The sequence below is a fragment of the Oceanospirillum sediminis genome (assembly GCF_014164585.1).
GTDB lineage: Bacteria > Pseudomonadota > Gammaproteobacteria > Pseudomonadales > Halomonadaceae > Oceanospirillum > Oceanospirillum sediminis.
Map to the genome: position 1 here is coordinate 26,060 of NZ_JACJFM010000002.1, position 21,077 is coordinate 47,136.

21 protein-coding genes and 1 pseudogene are annotated in these 21,077 nt (G+C 47.2%); 12 read left to right on the plus strand and 10 right to left on the minus strand.

The window, feature by feature from the left end:
- A pseudogene (locus H4O21_RS01715) lies at window positions 1-520 on the plus strand (hypothetical protein); the annotation flags it as partial.
- Between the two features lie 14 nt (window positions 521-534).
- Window positions 535-2,211 (plus strand): BatD family protein, encoded by a 1,677-nt coding sequence (locus H4O21_RS01720; protein WP_182807126.1) that lies wholly within the window; start codon window positions 535-537, stop codon window positions 2,209-2,211.
- Window positions 2,212-2,278: 67 nt separating this feature from the next.
- Here H4O21_RS01720 and trmA read toward each other — a convergent pair whose 3' ends face one another.
- Entirely contained in the window at window positions 2,279-3,379 is a 1,101-nt protein-coding gene (trmA, locus tag H4O21_RS01725) for a tRNA (uridine(54)-C5)-methyltransferase TrmA (protein WP_182807127.1), read from the minus strand.
- 230 nt (window positions 3,380-3,609) lie between these two features.
- Here trmA and H4O21_RS01730 point away from each other — a divergent pair, with 230 nt between their 5' ends.
- The 3 genes from H4O21_RS01730 to H4O21_RS01740 all read left to right on the plus strand — a co-directional run bounded on the left by H4O21_RS01730 (window position 3,610) and on the right by H4O21_RS01740 (window position 6,868).
- Window positions 3,610-4,956: a hypothetical protein gene (locus H4O21_RS01730; protein WP_182807128.1), complete on the plus strand. Its 1,347-nt coding sequence runs from the start codon at window positions 3,610-3,612 to the stop codon at window positions 4,954-4,956.
- A gap of 204 nt (window positions 4,957-5,160) precedes the next feature.
- Window positions 5,161-5,745, plus strand: a complete 585-nt coding sequence (locus tag H4O21_RS01735) for an Hpt domain-containing protein (RefSeq protein WP_182807129.1) — start codon at window positions 5,161-5,163, stop codon at window positions 5,743-5,745.
- A gap of 16 nt (window positions 5,746-5,761) precedes the next feature.
- Window positions 5,762-6,868, plus strand: a complete 1,107-nt coding sequence (locus H4O21_RS01740; RefSeq protein ID WP_182807130.1) for a response regulator — start codon at window positions 5,762-5,764, stop codon at window positions 6,866-6,868.
- Window positions 6,869-6,980: 112 nt separating this feature from the next.
- On the opposite strand, the gene H4O21_RS01745 is transcribed toward H4O21_RS01740, so the two are convergent.
- Both H4O21_RS01745 and H4O21_RS01750 read right to left on the minus strand, forming a co-directional pair.
- Entirely contained in the window at window positions 6,981-7,232 is a 252-nt protein-coding gene (locus tag H4O21_RS01745) for an HP1242/YdcH family protein (protein WP_182807131.1), read from the minus strand.
- 142 nt (window positions 7,233-7,374) lie between these two features.
- Window positions 7,375-7,938, minus strand: a complete 564-nt coding sequence (locus H4O21_RS01750; protein ID WP_182807132.1) for a PACE efflux transporter — start codon at window positions 7,936-7,938, stop codon at window positions 7,375-7,377.
- 168 nt (window positions 7,939-8,106) lie between these two features.
- Here H4O21_RS01750 and H4O21_RS01755 point away from each other — a divergent pair, with 168 nt between their 5' ends.
- Window positions 8,107-8,997 (plus strand): LysR family transcriptional regulator, encoded by an 891-nt coding sequence (locus tag H4O21_RS01755; protein WP_182807133.1) that lies wholly within the window; start codon window positions 8,107-8,109, stop codon window positions 8,995-8,997.
- On the opposite strand, the gene murI is transcribed toward H4O21_RS01755, so the two are convergent.
- The gene (gene murI / locus H4O21_RS01760; RefSeq protein ID WP_220495464.1) at window positions 8,984-9,811 is read right to left on the minus strand and encodes a glutamate racemase; all 828 of its coding nucleotides are present in this window, start codon (window positions 9,809-9,811) and stop codon (window positions 8,984-8,986) included. The genes H4O21_RS01755 and murI overlap by 14 nt on opposite strands.
- A gap of 134 nt (window positions 9,812-9,945) precedes the next feature.
- Entirely contained in the window at window positions 9,946-10,848 is a 903-nt protein-coding gene (locus H4O21_RS01765) for a LysR family transcriptional regulator (protein ID WP_182807134.1), read from the minus strand.
- Window positions 10,849-11,086: 238 nt separating this feature from the next.
- On the opposite strand from H4O21_RS01765, the gene H4O21_RS01770 reads away from it, so the two are divergent.
- From H4O21_RS01770 to H4O21_RS01790, 5 genes are all read left to right on the plus strand, one after another.
- Window positions 11,087-11,653: a YceI family protein gene (locus H4O21_RS01770; protein WP_182807135.1), complete on the plus strand. Its 567-nt coding sequence runs from the start codon at window positions 11,087-11,089 to the stop codon at window positions 11,651-11,653.
- 152 nt (window positions 11,654-11,805) lie between these two features.
- Window positions 11,806-12,636, plus strand: a complete 831-nt coding sequence (locus H4O21_RS01775) for a hypothetical protein (RefSeq protein ID WP_182807136.1) — start codon at window positions 11,806-11,808, stop codon at window positions 12,634-12,636.
- A gap of 6 nt (window positions 12,637-12,642) precedes the next feature.
- Window positions 12,643-12,795 carry a hypothetical protein gene (locus H4O21_RS01780; RefSeq protein WP_182807137.1) on the plus strand — a complete coding sequence of 51 codons (153 nt, stop codon included), beginning with the start codon at window positions 12,643-12,645 and terminating at the stop codon, window positions 12,793-12,795.
- A gap of 276 nt (window positions 12,796-13,071) precedes the next feature.
- Window positions 13,072-13,416, plus strand: coding sequence for a 4a-hydroxytetrahydrobiopterin dehydratase (locus H4O21_RS01785; RefSeq protein WP_182807138.1), 345 nt, complete (start codon window positions 13,072-13,074; stop codon window positions 13,414-13,416).
- A gap of 365 nt (window positions 13,417-13,781) precedes the next feature.
- Window positions 13,782-14,273: a chemotaxis protein CheX gene (locus H4O21_RS01790; RefSeq protein WP_182807139.1), complete on the plus strand. Its 492-nt coding sequence runs from the start codon at window positions 13,782-13,784 to the stop codon at window positions 14,271-14,273.
- A 38-nt stretch (window positions 14,274-14,311) separates the two neighbouring features.
- On the opposite strand, the gene H4O21_RS01795 is transcribed toward H4O21_RS01790, so the two are convergent.
- Window positions 14,312-14,956, minus strand: coding sequence for an MBL fold metallo-hydrolase (locus H4O21_RS01795; RefSeq protein WP_182807140.1), 645 nt, complete (start codon window positions 14,954-14,956; stop codon window positions 14,312-14,314).
- Window positions 14,957-15,211: 255 nt separating this feature from the next.
- Here H4O21_RS01795 and H4O21_RS01800 point away from each other — a divergent pair, with 255 nt between their 5' ends.
- The gene (locus tag H4O21_RS01800; protein WP_182807141.1) at window positions 15,212-15,367 is read left to right on the plus strand and encodes a hypothetical protein; all 156 of its coding nucleotides are present in this window, start codon (window positions 15,212-15,214) and stop codon (window positions 15,365-15,367) included.
- Between the two features lie 223 nt (window positions 15,368-15,590).
- Here the strand turns inward: H4O21_RS01800 and phnX are convergent, their stop codons facing one another.
- From phnX to H4O21_RS01820, 4 genes are all read right to left on the minus strand, one after another.
- Window positions 15,591-16,418 (minus strand): phosphonoacetaldehyde hydrolase, encoded by an 828-nt coding sequence (gene phnX / locus H4O21_RS01805; RefSeq protein WP_255487089.1) that lies wholly within the window; start codon window positions 16,416-16,418, stop codon window positions 15,591-15,593.
- A gap of 228 nt (window positions 16,419-16,646) precedes the next feature.
- On the minus strand, window positions 16,647-17,819 hold the full coding sequence (locus H4O21_RS01810) for a 2-aminoethylphosphonate--pyruvate transaminase (RefSeq protein ID WP_182807143.1): 1,173 nt from the start codon (window positions 17,817-17,819) through the stop codon (window positions 16,647-16,649).
- A gap of 244 nt (window positions 17,820-18,063) precedes the next feature.
- Window positions 18,064-19,764: a putative 2-aminoethylphosphonate ABC transporter permease subunit gene (locus tag H4O21_RS01815; RefSeq protein WP_220495465.1), complete on the minus strand. Its 1,701-nt coding sequence runs from the start codon at window positions 19,762-19,764 to the stop codon at window positions 18,064-18,066.
- A complete protein-coding gene (locus H4O21_RS01820) occupies window positions 19,761-20,969 on the minus strand; it encodes a putative 2-aminoethylphosphonate ABC transporter ATP-binding protein (RefSeq protein WP_182807144.1) in 1,209 nt (402 codons plus the stop codon). Before H4O21_RS01820 ends, H4O21_RS01815 begins: the two co-directional genes overlap by 4 nt.
- Window positions 20,970-21,077: the final 108 nt, after the last annotated feature.

A 21,077-nucleotide genomic window follows, 5' to 3' on the forward strand; every position in this document is an offset into this window, starting at 1 on the left:
ACAGCAACAGCAACAGCAACAGCAACAGCAACAGCAACAGCAACAGCAACAGCAACAGCAACAGCAACAGCAACAGCAACAGCAACAGCAACAGCAACAGCAAAACGAATCATCTCAGAACGATAATTCTCAGCAATCTGCTACCAATCAACAGAGCAGCGCTCAGAACAATCGCTCCACAGCTCAGACTCAGCAAAACAATCAGAATCCGGCTGCAGATAACCAGCAGGATCAACAAAAGCAATCGGCTGGTAACAGCTCTGATGATAGTCAGCAGGACAAACAGCCCGAAAGCACAGAAGCTCAGTCAGCTAATTCAGATCAGGAATCAGAACAAAGGTCAGCTGAAGCGGATGGCTCCGAAAGCCATGACGCTTCTCTTAGTGAAGCAGACCAGTCTCTGGAGCAATGGCTCAGGAGAATTCCAGATGATCCATCCGGCCTGTTACGACGCAAATTTGAATATGAATCCAGCCTGAAAAGAGATGAAAGAGTATCGGAAGGACGAGCACCATGGTAAAAGGACATTTTTATATGCCTTATATGTTATTACTCTGCCAGAAAGCCTGCCAACAGGTACGACTCATACCTTTACTGACTCTGCTCATAATGCTTTCAGTCAGCTCTGGCGTTCTGGCTATTGAGTTTGAAGCGATACCTGATCGCACAAAGCTGGCAGAAAATGAAACTCTGGTACTGTATCTCCGTACAGATGATATCCGCCAGCGAGATGAACCGGACCTGTCCGTTCTGGAAGCTGATTTTGACATTCTATCCACCCAGGTCAGAAGTAATATTCAGATCATTAATGGCCAGAATCAGAGTGAAAAGCTCTGGCAGGTTACACTGTTGCCCAAACGCTCTGGAGTCATAGAGGTTCCGGCAATCTCTCTGGGTAATCTTAACAGCCAGCCTTTTACACTAACCATCAGTGATGCCCCCTCCGATGAGCAACAAAGCGCTGATGTTTTTCTGGATAGCAGCATTGATCAGAAAGACAGCATCTATGTTCAACAACAACTGATTTATACGCTACGCCTCTATTATGCGACAACGATTTCGGACCATGGCCTGACTGAACCAGAGCTACCAGATACCCTGATGGTTCAATTAGGCAATAGACAGGATTTCGAATCCCGAATTAATGGGCGCCTGTATAATGTAGCGCAATGGCAGTTCGCAATTTTTCCGCAGAAAAGTGGGGAACTGGTTATTCCTGCCCAGACATTCAGTGGCCGAATAAGAATCCGTAATAACTACTCTCTGGGTGCTCTGAAACAGATACGAACCAAAAGCCCTGAACACAGAATCACAGTAAAACCTATCCCGGATAATTTTCCTGCAGGATTTACCTGGTTACCGGCAGAATCAATGGAGATAACAGAGCAATGGAGCGGTGATTTCAGCCAGTGGCAATCCGGATCACCTTTGACCCGAACCATTGCATTAAGCGCCAGAGGTCTGACCGCTGCTCAGCTTCCTCCCGTCAACCTGTCACTACCAGAGTATATTCGACAGTATCCGGAGCAACCCCAGTTGAAAGATACGCCTACAGCAGAAGGCATGCTGGGAGAGAAGCAAATCAATGTTGCACTGATCCCCACCAGAAGTGGTCTGATGGCATTGCCTGACATCCGGATTCCCTGGTGGAACACAGTCACAGATCAACTGGAGTATGTAAGCCTGGCATCTCTTCAACTGGATATTACGGCAGATCCGCAGCATGCTCAGACTCCCGCCGTTATTGCCCCTGTAGAGTCTGATGAAAAGCAGATTGTTTATATTGAGAAGGACAACATCATCTGGCAGATCAGTACCGGGGCATCCTCTTTCTTAAGCCTGATTCTGCTGTGGCTATGGTGGAATACCCGCCAGAAACTGACAGGAGCACAGCAACAAAAGCCAGCTCTGACAATGACAGGATCAATTGATAAAGAGATCAGCCATGTTAAAAAACAACTGATACAGGCCTGTCGTGATAATGATGCTCACACCGCATGGAAATACTGGCAACAGTGGCAGAAACTCTCAGAAGTAGCACCTGACAATTCGACACGTCAGGCACTACAACAATTACAGAGCTGCCTGTATGGCCCTGCCGCCGCTCCGGAACAATGGCAGGGAAAAACGCTGGCAGAAGCCATTGGGCAATTACAGAATAGCTCACCGGCACAGCCTGAACAGCCACTGGCCTCTTTATACCCGGAATAAAACATGGCAGATCCTGATACCCGGATGATTATCTCTTAACCAGGATCAGGATCTGCTTGTACATCAATTACTTTCGAACCAGAAAAACACCACTTTCAGTGTGATGGGTATAAGGAAACTGATCGAACATCGCAAAGCGCTCAATACGGTGTGTTTTTGTCAGCTGCTGAAGGTTTTCATGTAAGGTATCCGGGTTGCATGAGATGTACACAATATGATCATACTGAGCAACCTGCTCAACGGTTGCCTCATCCAGTCCGGCACGAGGCGGATCAACCAGAACCGTAGTAAAGTTCTTCTGTTCCAGCGCCATATCACTTAAACGGCGCAGTTGAGTTTTCCCGGCCAGAGCCTCACTGAACTCTTCGCTGGATACTCTGGCAACCTGCACATTGCTGATACCATTGCGTTCAATATTAAACTGTGCAGAACGAACAGAGGTTTTAGATATCTCAGTCGCGACAACCTGATTAAAGTTCTCTGCCAGAGCCAGTGTGAAGTTGCCATTTCCGCAGTACAGCTCAACCAGATCACCGCCTGTATCACGGGTTACATCCACAGCCCAGCTCAGCATTTTTTCACACACAACGGCATTAGGTTGTGTAAAGCTGTTCTCAACCTGCTGATACTCCAGCGTACGTTCACCGACTTTAAGAGACTCAATCACATAATCCTTATCCAGCACAATGCGCTGCTTACGACTACGTCCGATGATGCTGGCATCCAGCTTATCCTGTAAAGCTCTGGCCAGTTGTTCCCACTCTTCACCCAGGGCTCTGTGGTAAATCATGGTGATCAGTGCTTCTCCTGACAAAGAGGTCAGAAACTCCACCTGAAACAGTTTACGACGTAACTCAGGATTGGCTTTCACTTCAGCCATCAGTTCAGCCATTAACCGGTTAATTAACGTACTGGCTACCGGGAACTGATCCATGCGTACGACCTTGCGGTCCTTTTTCGGATCTTCTCCTATATCAAACATCACATAATAGGTGTCTTCTCCCTGATGCCAGACACGAAACTCCGCACGCATCCGATAATGACTGTCCGGAGAATCAAAAACTTCCAGTTCAGGAGGGTTAAACTCCGCAAACTGGGTACGAATACGATCCGACTTTTCAGTCAGTAGCTTAGCGTATTTTTCAGGTTCAACAACAGGTAACGGCACAGGATAACCTCGGAGCAATCATAGTCAGGGTCGCAGAGGATAACAGGAAATTCCATCAGCTCAAGTCATGTAAAGAGAGGATTATTATTAATCTGTCACTACAGGCATAACGTCTTAATCATAGACATTAATTTTTTACAGTGTTTATCAGTCGATATTCATAAATCAGCAGGGTATCATGCGGCGCAGTATGGCTTTTTCAGTGCTGCAACCCCCAGATTGGATCTGTTATGACCTCGTTATTCCGGACAATTGCCAGAGCGGCATATTACTGTGTTGGCCCGATATTATTGCTGGCACTGGCTCTGATCGCATTCTCTCCCTGGACTGGACTGCCTGTTATCTGGCCAGCCTTACTTCTCTGGCTGACATTTCTGATCAACTGGACACGTTTGCCCAAAGGCCCCAGAAAACAAGCTTCCATTCTCTTATTAACAGGTCTGGCCGGTATGGGCTGGGGGTTATCTCAGACACCTCCGGGGCAGATACCAGATATCCCCTGGCATCAGGCATTAACGGCAAACACAGGCTTACTGGGTATGCTAATGGCTGTCAGCTTTCTCTCTCTGATTGCTTCTGCTCCGGGCTCAGCCACAGATAAACTGCCTACCGGGCGCTCAGCACTCAAACAAACATTATTTGGCATTCATATTTTTGGTGCGGTTATCAATCTGTCGATTGTCTTCATTATGGGAGACCGTTTTGCCAGCCAATCCGACAGTAAAAATACCGGTAAGCTGATCCAGGATGCGCAGATGAAAGTACTCTCCCGAGGCTTCTGCTCTGCCGCTCTCTGGTCTCCTTTCTTTGCTGCTGTGGCTGTTGCACTGACTTATGCACCGGGAGCCAGCCTGCTGCAGTTAATGCAGGCAGGAATCCCTCTGGCTCTGATCGCGTTGGTAGTCACTTATATAGAGCTTCGCCCTCATGCCGATCAGTTCACCGGTTACCCGATGCAACTGAAAAATCTGGCCTTACCCGGTTTTCTGGCAGCGGCAGTACTCGGATGCCATTGGTATCTTCCTGAGTACTCTGTCATGCAGGTTATCAGTGTACTGTCACCGCTCACCGCAATCATCGTGATGTTACTAAAAAAGGAAGCTGTGCATAAAAAGCTGCTGGAGCATAGCCATGACCGTCTGGCCCGGATGGGCAGTGAGATGGCGCTATTTCTATGCGCGGGTACCATGGCAGCCGGTTTAAGTACTCTGTTTCATCTGTACGGAGACAGATTACCAATACCAGAACTGACGCCAGTTGTTGTCAGCTTGCTGCTGCTGGCTATGCTGGTGCTGTCACTGGTAGGTGTTCACCCTGTCATCAGTATTGCAACAGTCAGTGGTATTCTGGTCCCCACAAATCCTCCAATGGATTTACTGGCCATGGTTTTTCTGGCCAGTTGGGCCATAGGCACAACCTGCAGCCCGTTATCAGGCATGAACCTGTCACTCAGGGGGCGCTATCTGATTAGCTCAAATCATGTTCTTTGGGGCAACCTTCATTATGGCGTTCTGATGTGGATTGCAGCGAGTATCTCTCTCTGGATTTACAATCCGATTAAAACTCTTTCTCATTGATACAATCAGGCTGTCTACTGGAAGAATATTTACATACTGCAAACAAAAATATAAATTAAATATATAATAACTTCCCAGGCATACATCCTTGTAGCTCATCTAAAAGCGGCAGGAACAAAGCTGATCTGGCAGAATACATTCACAACAAATCGACTCCGTTGTTATCGTAAGTGATTCAGCGAAGACCTGAAGGAGACACTGCATATGCATACCATACTGGATCTTGATGATGTCCTGTCCAGACTGGGGGGAAACTGCTCTCTGTGCCATACTATTATGCAGGAGTTTCTCAATAAACACCGCCAGGACGATGCTGAAATTGTCCACCTGGTTTCAGAACAGGCATGGAGTGACGCAAGAGCCAAAGCGCATACACTCAAAGGAATAAGCCTTAATATAGGGGCTGAAGAGCTCTCACAGGCTGCAGCTGAACTAGAAAAAAACCTGAAGCGGGACACCCCTGATCATGAGCAACTGGGTGTACAGGCTCAGAAGCTGACGGATTGTTTTCAGCGCGCGGTTACAGCAATAGAACAGGCCGCAGAAGAACTCAGTGAACCCCGTATATCCAGTAACCTACTGACCAGTGAGGAAGTATCACAGGGCATTATAAAAGCCAGAGATTGCTTTGATATGGACTATGCGGGCGCTATGAAGACTATCGAGCAACTGACTGAGCAAGCTTCCGAAGCAAGCTATCCTGAACTACACCAGTTGCTGAATCTGATGCGCACATTCGATATTCTCAAAGCCAGAGAAGAGTTGCACCGTCTGGCCGGACAAGACTGAAAATAAGAGGCTTGCTATGACTAATCAATCCTTACCAGTCGTCCTGATTATCGATGATTCACCTATAGATATCGCTTTTCTGGTAGAAACGTTGTCAGAGCACTATGCCATTATTATTGCCAATGATGGCAATATGGGCCTTGAATCAGCCCGCCAGCGCCACCCTGATGCCATTCTGATGGATGTTTCAATGCCTGCACTGGATGGATATGAGACCTGCCGCCGCCTGAAACAACAGGAAGATACACAGAATATTGATGTTATCTTTGTCTCTGCCCATGAAAGTCTGGACGAAAAAATAGCCGGTTATGATGCCGGTGGTTCCGATTATATAGTGAAGCCAGTCACACCGGCAGAGCTGCTGCAAAAAGTCCGTGTTGCTGTCGAAAACAAAAAACAGCGTGAATCCTTGCAGGCACATACTGACAGAGCTTTCAGTTCGACTATGACAGCGCTGAGTGCAGCCGACGAACTATCTGTCATCATCGACTTTGTCAGAACAAGCTCTGTTACCCGATCTGTCTCTGAACTGTCAGGTTATTTGCATCATGCTATTAAGCAATATCAACTGAATAGCACTGTCAAAATTAAGTTCAGTAAAGGAGATATTCTGCATTCAGGGACTCAGCCTGTATCAGCACTGGAAAAAGATCTGATGGATGGGCTACAGAATCCGGATCAACTGACCGAGCAGGATCAGAGAGTCTTTTTCGGTGAAGGTCTGGTATCAGTACTGATTCAGAATATGCCTGAAGACCAGGAAACCAAGGCCCGTTTTAGCAACTACATTCAGACCCTTATCAGAGAAACAGAACTTTCTCTGCAGCAAATTGAAGCAGAAATCAGGCTGAATACACTGATATCCGAAGCCCAGACGGCCATTCTGGAAGCAAACCAGGAACAGGAACAGCTGAAACAAACCAGTCAGGATCTGTTTGATAACCTGTTAAACGACATTCATAAAGCCTTTGATGAATGGGGCATGACGGAGTCTCAGGAAAAGTTGCTGACCGATATTGTCAATCGGGCCATGGAAGAATTTCTGCGGTGTTATGAAACAGGCATTCACTCAGATGATAAGCTCAAAACTGTGGTTGATAAGCTTAGCACGCTGGCTAATTAACCTCCCTGAAAGCCTCCTGCAATCTCTTTAAGACACAAAACAGCCCACACATCAGTGCAGGCTGTTTCTGGCATGGTATCTTTCTTTGCAGGAAATGTCCTGAAGACCGGTATCAGGCAGGCTCTGCTGCCGCTTTCAACATGGTATACATCTCATCTTTCAGCTGTAAACGACGCAGCTTAGCCTGTTCTTCTGTTGCAGTTGATGCAGGAAGCACCTCATTTTCCATATTTTCAACAGCGCGGGTCAGGTCATGGTACTCATCAAACATTTTCCGGAAGCGATCATCTTCCATTTTTAACTGATGAATCTGCTCTTTAAACTCAGGCAATTCATGGATAAGATCGTGGTGTTCTACAGGCATAATAGCCTCCTGATATGCAGTGTTTTCTCTTAATCCTTGATATACACACTACTCCTGATCACCATAAAAACCTTGATTTACCTCATATTTACACTGAATCCCTGGTACTTTTTATCCTGCCATTAATCCGGTCAGAATCGGTTCATGCATTCTCCGTATTCTGCGCTTGTCCAGGCTGAATAACAGGGAACAGTCGATCATAGATCAGTGTGAAAACATAAGTATAGAACACAATGAACGCCATGATGACCGCATCCATAATCAGGGCTTCAAGCACATCAACACTCAGCCACCAGCACACAAGAGGTAAAGACGTCAGTGTCAGGGACAGTTCAAACCCGACGGCATGAACCAGACGTTGACGGCCGGTCCGTTGAGACGGCACGACACCACGACGTATATCAAACCTGTCGTAAAAATAGTTATATATCATATTCATCAGCATCGCTTTGATACTCAGAACAACCGCCAGAGCTCCCACGTCCGTTGCTTCCCGCTCCAGAAAAAAAGCCGCCACAGGCGCAATAATCATCAACAGGCAGGCTTCAAAAGATAAAACATACCGAACCCTGTCCCAGCCAGAGCGAACAGCAATCTCTTGTTGCTCATGGCTCTCCGATATCGAATTAACTGACCCGGAAATACATCCCCCTGGTACAGCTTTACCCTGCCAGCTCATTGAATCACTGATACATTGTTTTTCCACGGCTTCACCTGACACATTAACGGCCTGGACACAAAAGTCACAAAAGGGCCAACGCTATCCACTGACTCCCTTGCGCATCGGGAGGCTCTACATCACTCTGATGACGAGCATTCTATTATTTTAATAGATATATTAAAGTTAGTTTCTATCTGAAAAAGAGATACTTTAATGCCAAACACAGACCAGCTTAATGCCTTTATTGCTGCCGCCGAGTCAGGATCGTTCTCCGCTGCCGGAAGGCGATTAAAAAAAGCACAATCCGCAGTCAGTAATGCAGTGATGAATCTTGAAATTGAAACCGGGGTAGATCTGTTTGACCGATCAACCCGAAAGCCCATACTGACAGCAGCCGGCGAAGCCTTATTGAAATCAGCCTACGCCATCATGGAAAGTCATAATGACTTTACCAACAGAGCCAGATCACTGAACCTGGGAGAAGAAAGCAATCTGTGCCTGGCTATAGAACAGAACCTTTTTATTCCCCCTGTGGTACATCTGCTGGTTCAGTTTGAAAGAACCTTTCCTCACGTTGAACTGGAGTTACTGGATCCGGGAGAGAATGATGTACCTGAGTTATTACGCAGCGGCCGGGCAGATATGGGACTCATGCTGGAACAGGAGAATTATCCACAAGGTTTTCACTTCAGAGGGATAGGGCACTCACGCAGAGTGCCGGTATGCAGTAAGGATCATCCTCTGGCCAGTCTGTCACAAGTGAATCACAGTGACCTCAGACGTTATCGTCAGCTGATTCCTAAAAGCCTTAACCTGGAAGAAACCCGACATCATGAACATATTCTCAGCCCTCGGGTCTGGTACGCAGAAAGCCCTTTTGTGATCGCCGAATTACTCTGTGCAGGCCTGGGGTGGGCCAGTTTGCATGAATCCGTTGTACAGGAAGAGTTAACCAATGGGGAGCTGATTGTGCTGAAACGCACTTATCAGCAGGATGCATCATTACAGGGAATTGATGTGGGCTGGACAGAGCAGCAGGCTCAGGGGCCTGCGGCAAAATGGTTATTACAACACTTATCAGGTCTCAAATTTAACTCTGGTTAAACCTGCTGATATGGGTAAACCCGACCTGCATGAGATAAGCGGCTAACTCTTCAGGCAACGCACCGGTAAACAGAGCATGGTTTACTTTGATTCTATTTGAAACAGGGAATCGGATCACACTTCCAGGCAGGTTCAACAAAGATTTTACCTGCCGGGCGACCGCTTTTCCGGAATCGATCCACTGAATCGCTCTGGGAGCAATCTGTTCCAGTTCCGGTTTAAGGAAAGGAAAGTGAGTACACCCCAGAACAATGGTGTCCAGGTTGCTATGACAGAACAGAGGCTCCATCACCTGACTTAAACGATCCGGGCATACAGGCCGCCCCGCCAGTTTATCCTCTGCCAATACGACCAGATCCGTCGTTCCGACGCGTGTTACCTGACAGCCCGAGGCAAAACAATCAACCAGATAGTCAGTATATTGCCGATGTACCGTACCCGGAGTAGCCAACAATCCGATATGACGGCTTTCACTACGCTGAGCAGCAGGTTTAATGGCAGGGACAACGCCAACAACCGGAATGTTAAGTTTATCTCTTATTGGCCCCAACACCACTGTACTGGCTGTATTACACGCTACGACCAGCATATCAATGAGATAACAGGTCATCAGCTGCTCTGTCAGGGCAAGTAATCGATTGATTAACCAGGCTTCTGACTTATCACCATAAGGCAAAGCCTCGCTATCCCCCAGGTATAACAAGGGGTGATCCGGACATAACAGCTGAATCTCATGTAACACCGACAGCCCGCCAATCCCGGAATCCAACACCAGGATAAATGATTGCGATATTTCTTTGGACATCTCACCCATTCATCCCCCCCTTATCTTTACTCTGGCTCACAGGCAAAATCGCATCGACGTACCACTGTCATTATCCGGATGACAGATCAGATCCGTTCTCTGTATTCCGGATGACAGGTATCATGACAATTAAAGCAGTCTGTTTACCATCGTTGGTTATTCCTGAAATATTCAATCAGAAAATCAATGAAAGCCATAATTCGTCTGGGCAAAAACTGCCTGTGCTGATAAACCGCATAGACATTAAACTCAATAGGAGGATAATCCTCCAGTACAGGCTGTAAACGTCCCTGTTGCAGATAATCAGTGGTCATAAAATCAGGCTGCTGAATAATCCCCATCCCCTGAGCCGCAGCCTCACATAATGCCCGACCATTATTAACGGCTAATGTCCATGGAATGCGAACTCTCTGCTTCTGCCCTTTTTTATCATGTAACACCAGATAATTTCTGTCCTGAACCAGATTACTGTAAAACAGGAAACGATGCTGTTGCAGATCTTCCGGTGTCTCCGGCTTACCGTTTTCCGATAGATATTCCGGCGAAGCATACAAGCCGCTGCGGCACTGTGTAATTTTTCGGGCAACCAGTGTTGAATCACTCAGATGAGCAATACGAATCGCAATATCAAACTTGTCAGCAATCAGGTTTCTGTGTCTATCATCCAGATCAACTTCAATACGAACCAGAGGATACTGTTGCTGAAACAGACTGATAGGCTCCATAAGATGCAATACACTGAAGTCCATCGGAGCGGTTAAACGCAATACACCTCTGGGCTCCTGCCCTTGCTGAGTGACAGAGGATTCCAGTTCATCCATTTCCATCAATAAGGTACTACAGCGATTGTAATAATACTGTCCTTCATCCGTCGGACTGACTCTGCGGGTTGTCCTGTTCAATAAACGGGTACCCAGTTCTTTTTCCAGCGCAGCGACATACTTACTGACCATCGCTGTAGAGATTCCCAGCTCACGCCCTGTTGCAGCAAAACTTTCTTTTTCCACTACCCGGCAGAACACTTTCATAGCTGTATGTTTATCCATACACCACCATATTATTGCTTCATTTATCTGAGTATCGCCAGAGTGGCACCACGACCTGATTTAAATCATCGGTGTAATCTGAACGCTTCAGCTATCACGACTCACACAATAGCACTTAGTTCCCGCACCACTGTTAACTATAAAGAAATAGTGAATCACTTTTAGAGCTAATTATCAGGAGAATTATTTTTTCCTAGAATGTTTATCATCTTCAGTCATTAGTAAAAAGGTTCATCCAATGATCAAAGCACTGTTTACTCCGGCACTATTATCTGCAGCACTGATTTCTGGCTCTGCGCTGGCTGCAGACTACGATATCGACCCGGCACACACCACTGTGCTGTTTAAAATTAATCACCTGGGATTCAGTGAAACAGTCGGCCGCTTCAATACTTTTAACGGTAGCTATTCATACGATGAAGCTAAGCCTTCAGCTTCTGCTATTGAAGTCACTATTGATGCAGAAAGCCTGGATACTAACCATGATGCGCGGGATAAGCATATTAAAAGCCCGGATTTTCTGGATACAAAGCAGTATCCAGAGATAACTTTTAAATCAAAAGGTTATAAAGGATCTGCCACTCAGGGTACTCTGACCGGTGAACTAACGCTGCATGGTGTGACAAAAGACGTTAATCTGGCGATAACCAAAGTTGGTGAGGGTAAAGATCCCTGGGGTAACTACCGCAGTGGTTTCAATGGCAGTGTTACCATTAAACGGGAAGAGTTTGGTGTTGATCAGATGCTGGGAGGCATTGGCAATGACGTTACGATTGAGTTATTTGTAGAAGGCATCCGCAAGTAACGCTTCACTTATCTTCAGGGGGAGTCTGTTTTGGGCTTCCTCTCTGATCCTGTCAGCCCTTACCCAAATTTCACTCGCGTTATTGTTATTCATTCATAATATGCGCTTCACATCCTGTTGTATCCATTTCTATTGCTCAGAGGCATGAGTTTATGTACGGAGAATCTGTGTCCCCACTGGCCCTGCTGCTTCCGGCTGCTGTATATCCTATGCTGGCAGCCATAGCCTCAGGATTGATTATTTATAAACTGGAACAACATAAACGGGATCGCCTGTTGTTCTGGCTGATTCCACTATTATTTTTCCTGAGCTGGCTGGCTGGCGCAACAGGTATCCATAGCCGCTGGCAATTCCCTCCAGCAAGGGCAATGGACTGGTTATTAGTAGCGTCCTTGTTACCTGTACTGGCGACTCGCTTACCTGAACAGATCAGAATGTCCGGCTTTGGTGTCAGCTGTTTACTGGCATTCGGTTTAATTGCTCAGCCTCTTGTTAGTCGCATGGGAGGAGTTGATCTGTTTGCCCAGATTATTGGCTGGATGCTGATCTGTGGTATCGCCATCAGTTCTGCAGACCGCCAGAAAAATGCGGCCCTTTTCCCTGTCAGTCTGATCGTCATGATTGTTATGTCTGCTGTTGTTACAGGCATTTCCAGCTCCCTGAGCATAGCCCAGTTAATCGGCGCTCTGGCTGCTGTTCTGGGAGGAATGTGGCTTTTAAACAGATTGGTGGCGATCTCAGCCTCAGGCATGATGGCTGCATCTCAGGCTGTTATGGCACTCTGGATTATGGTTCAGGCCTATGCTCATTATTACGGTGATGTCAGTATTTACGCACTGGTCATCTTGTCTGCACCTCTGCTATGGACCTGGGATAAACAGGCACATCTGTCAATAAAACAGCTGATCAGAACAGTGGCAATCTCTCTGGTTCCGGGGTTATTGGCGTTATGGATGGTCTGGCCTGAACAGTCACTGTATTAAAAGTTCATGACACGACACAAATCCCGGAACTTTTTGCCTGAAAAGCAGCCTCAGTTATGTGTGCAGGAACAAAAGCGTTCCGATATTCTCCGGTCCACACAACCGGAGCATATGGCAAACCCCAGCCAGGAAGCTTTTGTTCAGATGCTGATTCAGTAAAGTACAGGGCTTTCAGTACGTCTGAAACCTGAACGCCCTGTGGCAACTGACCGCATTTTATTCTGATTCAGAATACTTATACTGTACCTATCAGGTTCCATCACAGGGTGACGTGCACTCCTCACAGCCCGGAATACCGGGCTGGCACCCCCCTGCAACGCCTGCCTATTTTACGATTATTACCTTCCTGACAGAGCCTCATACCCAATCTTCGACTACGCTATGTTCATGATAAGGACAATTGCCAGTAAAAATTAAACGTACCAGGAGTGAACTATGAGTGAGCTCAGTGAATTTTCCTGTGAAGCCTGTCGATCCGATGCCCCCAGAGTGACAGGCGACGAGCTGGAACAATTACTCTCTGAATTGCCTGACTGGGAACTTGAAGTGATCGATAATGTTCGCCAGATAACCCGAACTTATACTTTCAGCAATTTCAGAACGGCGATGCAGTTCAGCAATGCAATTGCCGACCTGGCTGAATCGGAAGGACATCATCCGGCTATTCTGACCGAATGGGGTAAAGTAACCCTGAGCTGGTGGACTCATAAAATTATGGGCCTGCATAAAAATGATTTTATTCTGGCCGCCAGAAGCGATGACATATATGAAAAAGGTTAAATCCTGATATCAGAAACGTGACACTGGCCACTGGCATTGTTCCTGTTTTTATCACTGGCTGATACGGTACCCTACCTCTGGTAAACAGAGTCTGATAATTATTGATTTACCGCAGAATTGATAACTGATTTTTCAGCCTTTAGTCCTGAAAAATTACGTCCGGCAACACATCTGAAAGTCCCGTCACAAAGACTATAGTTACGACACAGAAAGCCGCCTGTGTAACTGAAAAAAGCGAATTTTTCGCTTTTGTAATCTTGCATATACATGTTAGGAAACGGGCTCTAGAATGGAATCAACTGAACAAGGTCTGCTCAAAAGGCAACCTGTTCATCCGGAAATTCAGATGGAAACAGGTGGTTATCATGCGTGCAGATTACATCAACCCGGTACTGCATTCTGTGATGGAGACTCTGGCAGGTATCACTCACCACGCCCCTTGCCCGGGTAAGATTAAACTTAAAAAGCATGAACTGGCCCCTGGTGTGGTAACAGGCCTGGTTAACTTACAGATTAATGATCAGAAAGGTTCCCTGGCACTTAGCTTTAGTCGTGATCTGATTCTGAATATAGCCTCAGAGATCACTCATCATGTTCAGCGTCGAATTGATGGCACTGTACTGAACCTGGCCGGACGACTGACCTATATGGCCTGCAACGGTGCCAGACAGCATTTTAACGACCCAGGCGCTGTTTTTATGCTGACTACACCTCAGGTATTTCAGGGTTTCAGACACAGAGTACATCACCCCCTGAATGACCCTAAGTTTATGATGCAGTTTGAAACCCCTTGCGGTATCTGCTTCTCCGAGTTCAGCTTTTCTCAGCTGCAAAATGAATATCAGCTCCGATACTGAATACCATATTCAGTATCGGTATACACATGACCAGAGATTTAACCTGCTGCCGCATCACCACAGAAAGGATTAGAACGACGCTCCTGTCCGAAAGTTGATCGGGGACCATGTCCCGGTACAAAGGTCACTTCATCTCCCAGAGGGAACAGCTTTTCCCTGATAGAGCGAATCAGGTCCGCATGATTCCCCTGAGGGAAGTCGGTCCGGCCAATCGATCCCTGAAAAATAACATCCCCAACCAGAGCCAGCTGCTCGCCTTTATGGAAAAATACTACGTGTCCAGGGGTATGGCCCGGGCAGTGCAGTACATCGAACACTTCTTCGCCGATACTGACCTGGTCGCCATCTTTCAGCCACAGATCCGGTTCAAACACATCGCAGGGTGGGAAATTAAACATCTGACTCTGTTGAGGCAAACCATCAATCCAGAATTTATCACCGGTATGCGGTCCCTCAACGGGCAGGCTGAGCTGGTTAATCAGCGCCGAAGTGCCTCCAGCATGGTCAATATGGCCATGTGTCAGCCAGATTTTTTTCAGATTAACCCCCAGCGCATCAACTCGGGCCAGAACCCGGTCAATGTCCCCGCCCGGATCAACGACTGCAGCATCTTTTGTCTGCTCACACCATAACAGGGTGCAATTCTGCTGGAATCCGGTTACAGGAATAATTTCGTATTGCATTTATAGTCACTCCCATCAGCTTGCCGGACAGCGTAAAGACACTCTGACAACCATGCAAGCCTGATATATTCGTCTTAAGTCAAATATACGCTCTGATTACACGTTTTATATTTGCAACTTTTTCTATTTCGGTTAGTCTGAGAGTGTAAGCAACAGGAAACTGATCTTATGTATCAGTATCATGGTCAGCAGCGCTGATCGATCAGGGCTGAAGACCGTCAGCCGCTTATTGTGATTTTTCAGGAGTACCCCCTCATGACAGTTGAACTGATGATTTCTCTACTTTTTACTCTGGCCATCGCTGTCGGAATGTGGGTGACTTTCCAGCGGATGCAGAACCTGAAGCCAGTACGGATTAAAGCTCAGTACCGGAAAAAAGATCGCTGGGATAACCCGAATCCAAGGGACTGAATCTGAACCATTAAATCTGGCTGATTGTGGCGCAGGATATGAGACACAAACAACCAGAGGTGTAACACCTGACATTGCTGTATCTGTTTTATTGTTAATGTGTGTATCTACCCTTATCCTGAGCCGGATCTTATCTCCGGCTTTTTTATTTCACTGCGAAAATACCTGATTCCAGCCTGCCTGCACAGGCTGAAATCACAACCAGAACAATCGCTTCCGGGAGTCAAGGGGCCTCACCAGCCTGCAAGCGCAGATGAATCTCCTCCAGGCAAGGAATAACATCAGCAATGGAGTCCACAACATAGTGGGCACCCGCCTGATAGAAGCGCTGATAAGCTGCCTTGCGCATTACATTCTGCTCATCTTCTGATAGCGCCTGCCACTCTTCCAGCGGCAGGCCAACCTCATTACCACTGACTGCAACACCAATTGTCCACATACCGGCACTCAGACCTTCATCAATACCCGTCAGAGTATCATCAATTTTTACACAGGCCGCCACATCACTGACTTCCAGCTCAATGGCATTTTTCAGACACATATGAGGGTAAGGACGGCCTTTAGGCACATCTGTTGCGCACACATTGCTCTGAGGCTTATATCCCTGCTCAGCAGCATTTTCCAGAAGACCACCAATCATACGCTCGGCATAGCCGGTGTTTGCACCAATAGCAATATCATTCTCTTTACACCAGGCCAGAGTATCTTTCAGTCCGGGGATCAGCTGACCACACTGAGCAATCGCTTCAATCTGCAGAGGCACAAATTCTTCATACATACGATCAATATCCGCAACTGTCGGATACCCACCATGAGATTCTTTCCAGGCTTCACGTACACGAGGCATAGCACACAGCTGGCGAATATGCTCACGTTTCTCTGCTCCCATCGGTTCACGGGCTTCAGCAATAGTGATCGGTGCATTATTAGCCGCAAACAGGTTCTGAAAAGCGCGAATAGGCGCCATAGAGCCAAAATCAACCGTAGTACCGGCCCAGTCCATAATGATGGCCTGCACAGGCCCAATATAGCGACGTGTAAAATGATACATTATAAATTTCCTGTCTTCTTCAACTGGTTGCATAGAGCATGTCCATATGTCACGCTCATTTGTCTTAAAGATTGCCTGTATTTCCGGCTTTCAGATTCAGGGAGACGATGTCTGAAACTGAAGGGTAATACAGGCAACCTGATTCAAATCATATTCGGAGCAACTTCTGATATAGTCCAAAAAACTTCATGGCAGAGCACCATCAATCTCTCTCATTTCACTATAACGTTATGCGGTGACCGCATTTTGTTCAGGTAGCTCAGCATGTCCGCTGTCAATACCCATCTCATCCAGTACCGCAGCAATAGCCTGCAGAACCTGATCAATCTGCTCATCATAAAGCTGACCAATACATCCCAGACGGAAGCTATCCACCACGGTCAGCTTGCCCGGATAGATCACAAAGCCATGGGCTTTAATGCGGTTATAAAACTCTTCAAAGTCAAAACGAGGATTCTGCGGTGACAGGAAGGTGACAATAATCGGAGATAACCACTTTTCGTTCAGCAGCGTACGAAAGCCCAGTTCTTTCATACCAGCAACCAGACGCTGCTGGTTGCGCTGATAGCGAGCCAGACGTCCGGCAACACCGCCTTCAGCCTCATGCTCAGCCATAGCTTGCAGGAAAGCCGCCACAATATGAGTCGGTGGTGTAAAACGCCACTGACCGGTTTTCTCCATATAAAGCCATTGTTCATACAGATCCAGGCTCAGCGAATGGGCATATCCCTGACAATTTTCCAGTGCAGAGCGGCGGATAATGCTGAAACCAAAACCTGGTACGCCTTCAAAACATTTATTAGCAGAAGAGATCAGAGCATCAAACGGCAAAGTCTGGGCATCTACCGGGATGGCACCAAATGCACTCATAGAATCAATAATCAGGCGACGCCCCAGACAAGCGACAACTTCAGCAATTTCAGGCACCGGATTCAGAATGCCTGAACTGGTTTCGCAGTGGATAACGGTCACATGGGTTATGCCAGTATCCTGCGTCAACAGCTCTTCCACTTCTTCTGGCATCGGTGGCAGATAGTCTCCTTTATCCAGAGCGACATAATCACGTCCCAGATAATCCAGAGTTTTAGCCAGACGCTGACCATAAGCTCCATTCATCAGTACCAGCACTTTGCCATCTTTCGGGACCAGAGAGGCCAGAGTGGCTTCTACGGCAAAAGTGCCACTGCCCTGAACCGGCACACACACGTGGCTATCCACTGCGTTAGCAACAATCAGCAGCTGATCACACAGCTGTTTTGTCATAGCGCGGAAATCACCATCCCATGACCCCCAGTCACGCAGCATGGCTTCTTTTACCGTAGCGGTTGTCGTGATCGGTCCCGGCGTCAGCAGATAAGGAGGCTGACCTTCATGAGCGGGGGTATTTTTGATATCAGACATATCTCTGGTCTCTATAAAAGCAAAGGTAACGGGTTATAGTTTAATCTGGTATATACCAGATTTTAAATTAAAAAAATGTTACAGCCGTTTTTTTATTCTTTCTACCGGAGAAAATCACCGGCACCCGGCCAGGTTTTCTTTTTGTTACAGCCCGGAGATTCAGCATCTCCGGAGACTATCGGGTACAGGCTGGCTTACTGAACTGCAGCAGTCAGAGAGTACCAGCCAGTACCTTTCAGGCTATTTATCGGTTCCGCCAGCCCTGAGTCACGGTCAGCAATTTCTGAGATAACAACCAGTGCGTGCCCTTAACGGCCAGGCAGGTTACCAGAATCAGAACAGCCATCGCTGCCGCAGAAGCGGTATTGCCCGCTTCATCCATATTCATCACAGAAATAGATGCCAGCATGGTATCGCTGGAATACAGGAAGACGACTGCCGACACTGTCGTCATCGCATTGACAAACAAGTACACCGAAATTTCCAGCACTGCCGGCAAAGAAACAGGCAGCGTTACTTTCCAGAAGGTGGCATAGAAAGGTACTTTCAATGAAGAGGATACCGCCTCAAACTCACTGTCGATCTGCTTCAGTGCTGTCACTGAAGTCAGGTGACATACGGTATAAAAGTGCACCACGCTGTTTAACACCAGAATGGCCATAGTGGCATAAATAAAATTCAGTGGATTACCAGGCTGGTTAAAGAAGAAGATATAGGACAGGCCTAATACCATGCCAGGTACTGCCATAGGAATCATAGCCATCAGGTGCAGTAAGTTACGCACCGGCTCAAAGGCCCGGCCTTTTTCCACCAGATAGGCATTAAAGAACACTACAGCCGTTCCGATTACAGCAACCCAGGCAGCCATTTCCAGAGAGTTAAAGTAGAAATCCCAGCTGGCTCCGACTTCTTCAAAATTGTAGTTATTCAGTGTTAATGCAGTGTTATAAGGCCAGAAGGTGATAAAGGAGGCGTAAACAGCCATACCAATCACCAGCAGAATAGCGGACACCACCAGACAGCAGATCCCGAAGAACAGACGATCTTTCATCTTATGTGGTGAAGGTACAAATGGCACGGCACGGGCTGACAGCATAGCCACCTGCTTTTTCTGTACCAGGCGATCCGCAATAAAAGAAAAGACAGCCGGTAATAACAGCACCACAGAAACGACAGCACCCATCTGGAAATTCTGCTGTCCCACCACCTGCTTGTAGATATCCGTTGCCAGAACGTTGAACTCACCACCAATTACCTTAGGCACACCAAAGTCCGTAATAACCAGGGTAAAGGCAACAAAACTGGCACTGATCAGACCATATTTGGCTGAAGGCAGAGTCACGGTAAAAAAGGTACGCACTGGCGAGGCTTTCATCACCCGTGCGGCCTCATACAGACGGGCATCTGAGTTAGACAGTGCTGTTACCATAATCATCAGTACATGAGGAAATACCCAAAAACACATACCGATCACAATACCAATCGGACCGTAAATGGTTTCACCAAATAGCACACCTTTAAAGATACCCTGATTACCCAGCAGATAGATCAGACTGATCCCCGGTAATAAAGAAGGGGCAAACAAAGGCAGCAACGTCAGTGCTCTGAGAGTCTTTTTACCCGGCATGCAGGTTCGGGTGAGGCCGTAGGCAAATAGAAATGCCAGGGTGATGACAATAAAGGTAGAGGTCAGAGCAATTTGCAAAGAATTAGCAACAGACTCAAACAGTACCGGATTACTGAAATAGGTCGCAAAGTTTACCAGACCAACAAAGTCACCATCCGCATTCTGCAGGCTCTTCACCAGCATAGAGCTCAGCGGCATCAACAGAGTGAAGAATAAAAAGGCGACAGCAATCAGAATAACGCCTCGCTGAATATAGTCGTCTTTACTCAGACGGACCGTATCCGCCGGATTCACATTACGATTCCAGACACTGATCATGATACCGCTCCTGCAGAAGCGATCAGAGCAGGATTAGTCGCAGAAGAACCGGCATAGCGTTCATAAACCTGCAGGTCTGAAGAAGGTACGCACACTTCAACATTCTGCCCCGGTGTACAGCACTGCAGGTTAGCGTGCTGAGTGCCCACATCAACTTTGATGGACAGATCACTGTTCTGCATCGCCACTTCAACACGCAGGAAATTGCCCAGAAATTCACTGTGAATCACAGTACCGGCAAAACTCTCCAGCTGACGAGTATCTCCCTGCAAAGTTGATTTATCATCACCAGCGCTGATCAGCTGAGCAACTTCCGGTCGGAATGCCAGCCAGGTAGAGTCCATCTCTTTTGCCTTATAAGTCAGGCAGCAGATCACACGATCACCCAGACGTACCTGATGGTTGCTGGCCGCTTTTGTTGGTAACAGGTTCATAGTACCCACAAAATTCGCCACAAAGGCATTGATCGGACGACGATAAACTTCTTCTGGTGTCCCCACCTGCTCAATCACACCGTGGTTCATCACCACAATACGATCAGCCATTGACAGAGCCTCTTCCTGATCATGGGTTACCATAATAGTCGTAATACCCAGCTGACGTTGAAGGTTACGGATCTCCTGACGCAGATGCAGGCGCACCCGTGCATCAAGGGCAGACAAAGGCTCATCCAGTAACAACAGGCCAGGTTCAGTAGCCAGCGCGCGTGCCAGCGCAATACGCTGTTGCTGACCGCCGGATAGCTGAGAGGGATATTTTTTCGCCACATCCGGCAGGCCTATAGTATCCAGCAGGTCCCGGACTTTCATATCAATTCTCTGACGACTCATATTCTGGCTATGCAGACCATAAGCGATATTGTCTGCCACCGTCAGATTCGGAAACAGCGCATAGGACTGGAATACAATACCAAAGTCACGCTGTTCAGGAGGTAAACGAGAAATATTATTCCCCCCCTGAAAAATCTCGCCACGGCTTTGCGGGTCCAGACCGGCAATGGCTCTCAACAAGGTCGTCTTACCGCACCCTGATGGTCCCAGAAAACAGACAAATTCTCCCTCGTTAATCTCCAGAGAGATCTCTTTCAGCGCAGCAAAATTACCATAGTGCTTCCATAGCTTATTGACCTGCAGATAAGGCGCAGCAGGTTTGCGCTGCTCCGACCATTGCTTCCCCGTTACTACTTGCTGAATCTGAGCCGTCATAACAATCTCCGAACCTGTATTTCTCTGACAGAGGGGGATCTGCCATCATTTTTATATCTGTTATCTGATAAAAACAGCAGGAAATAACATCAGTCGATGTCATTTCCT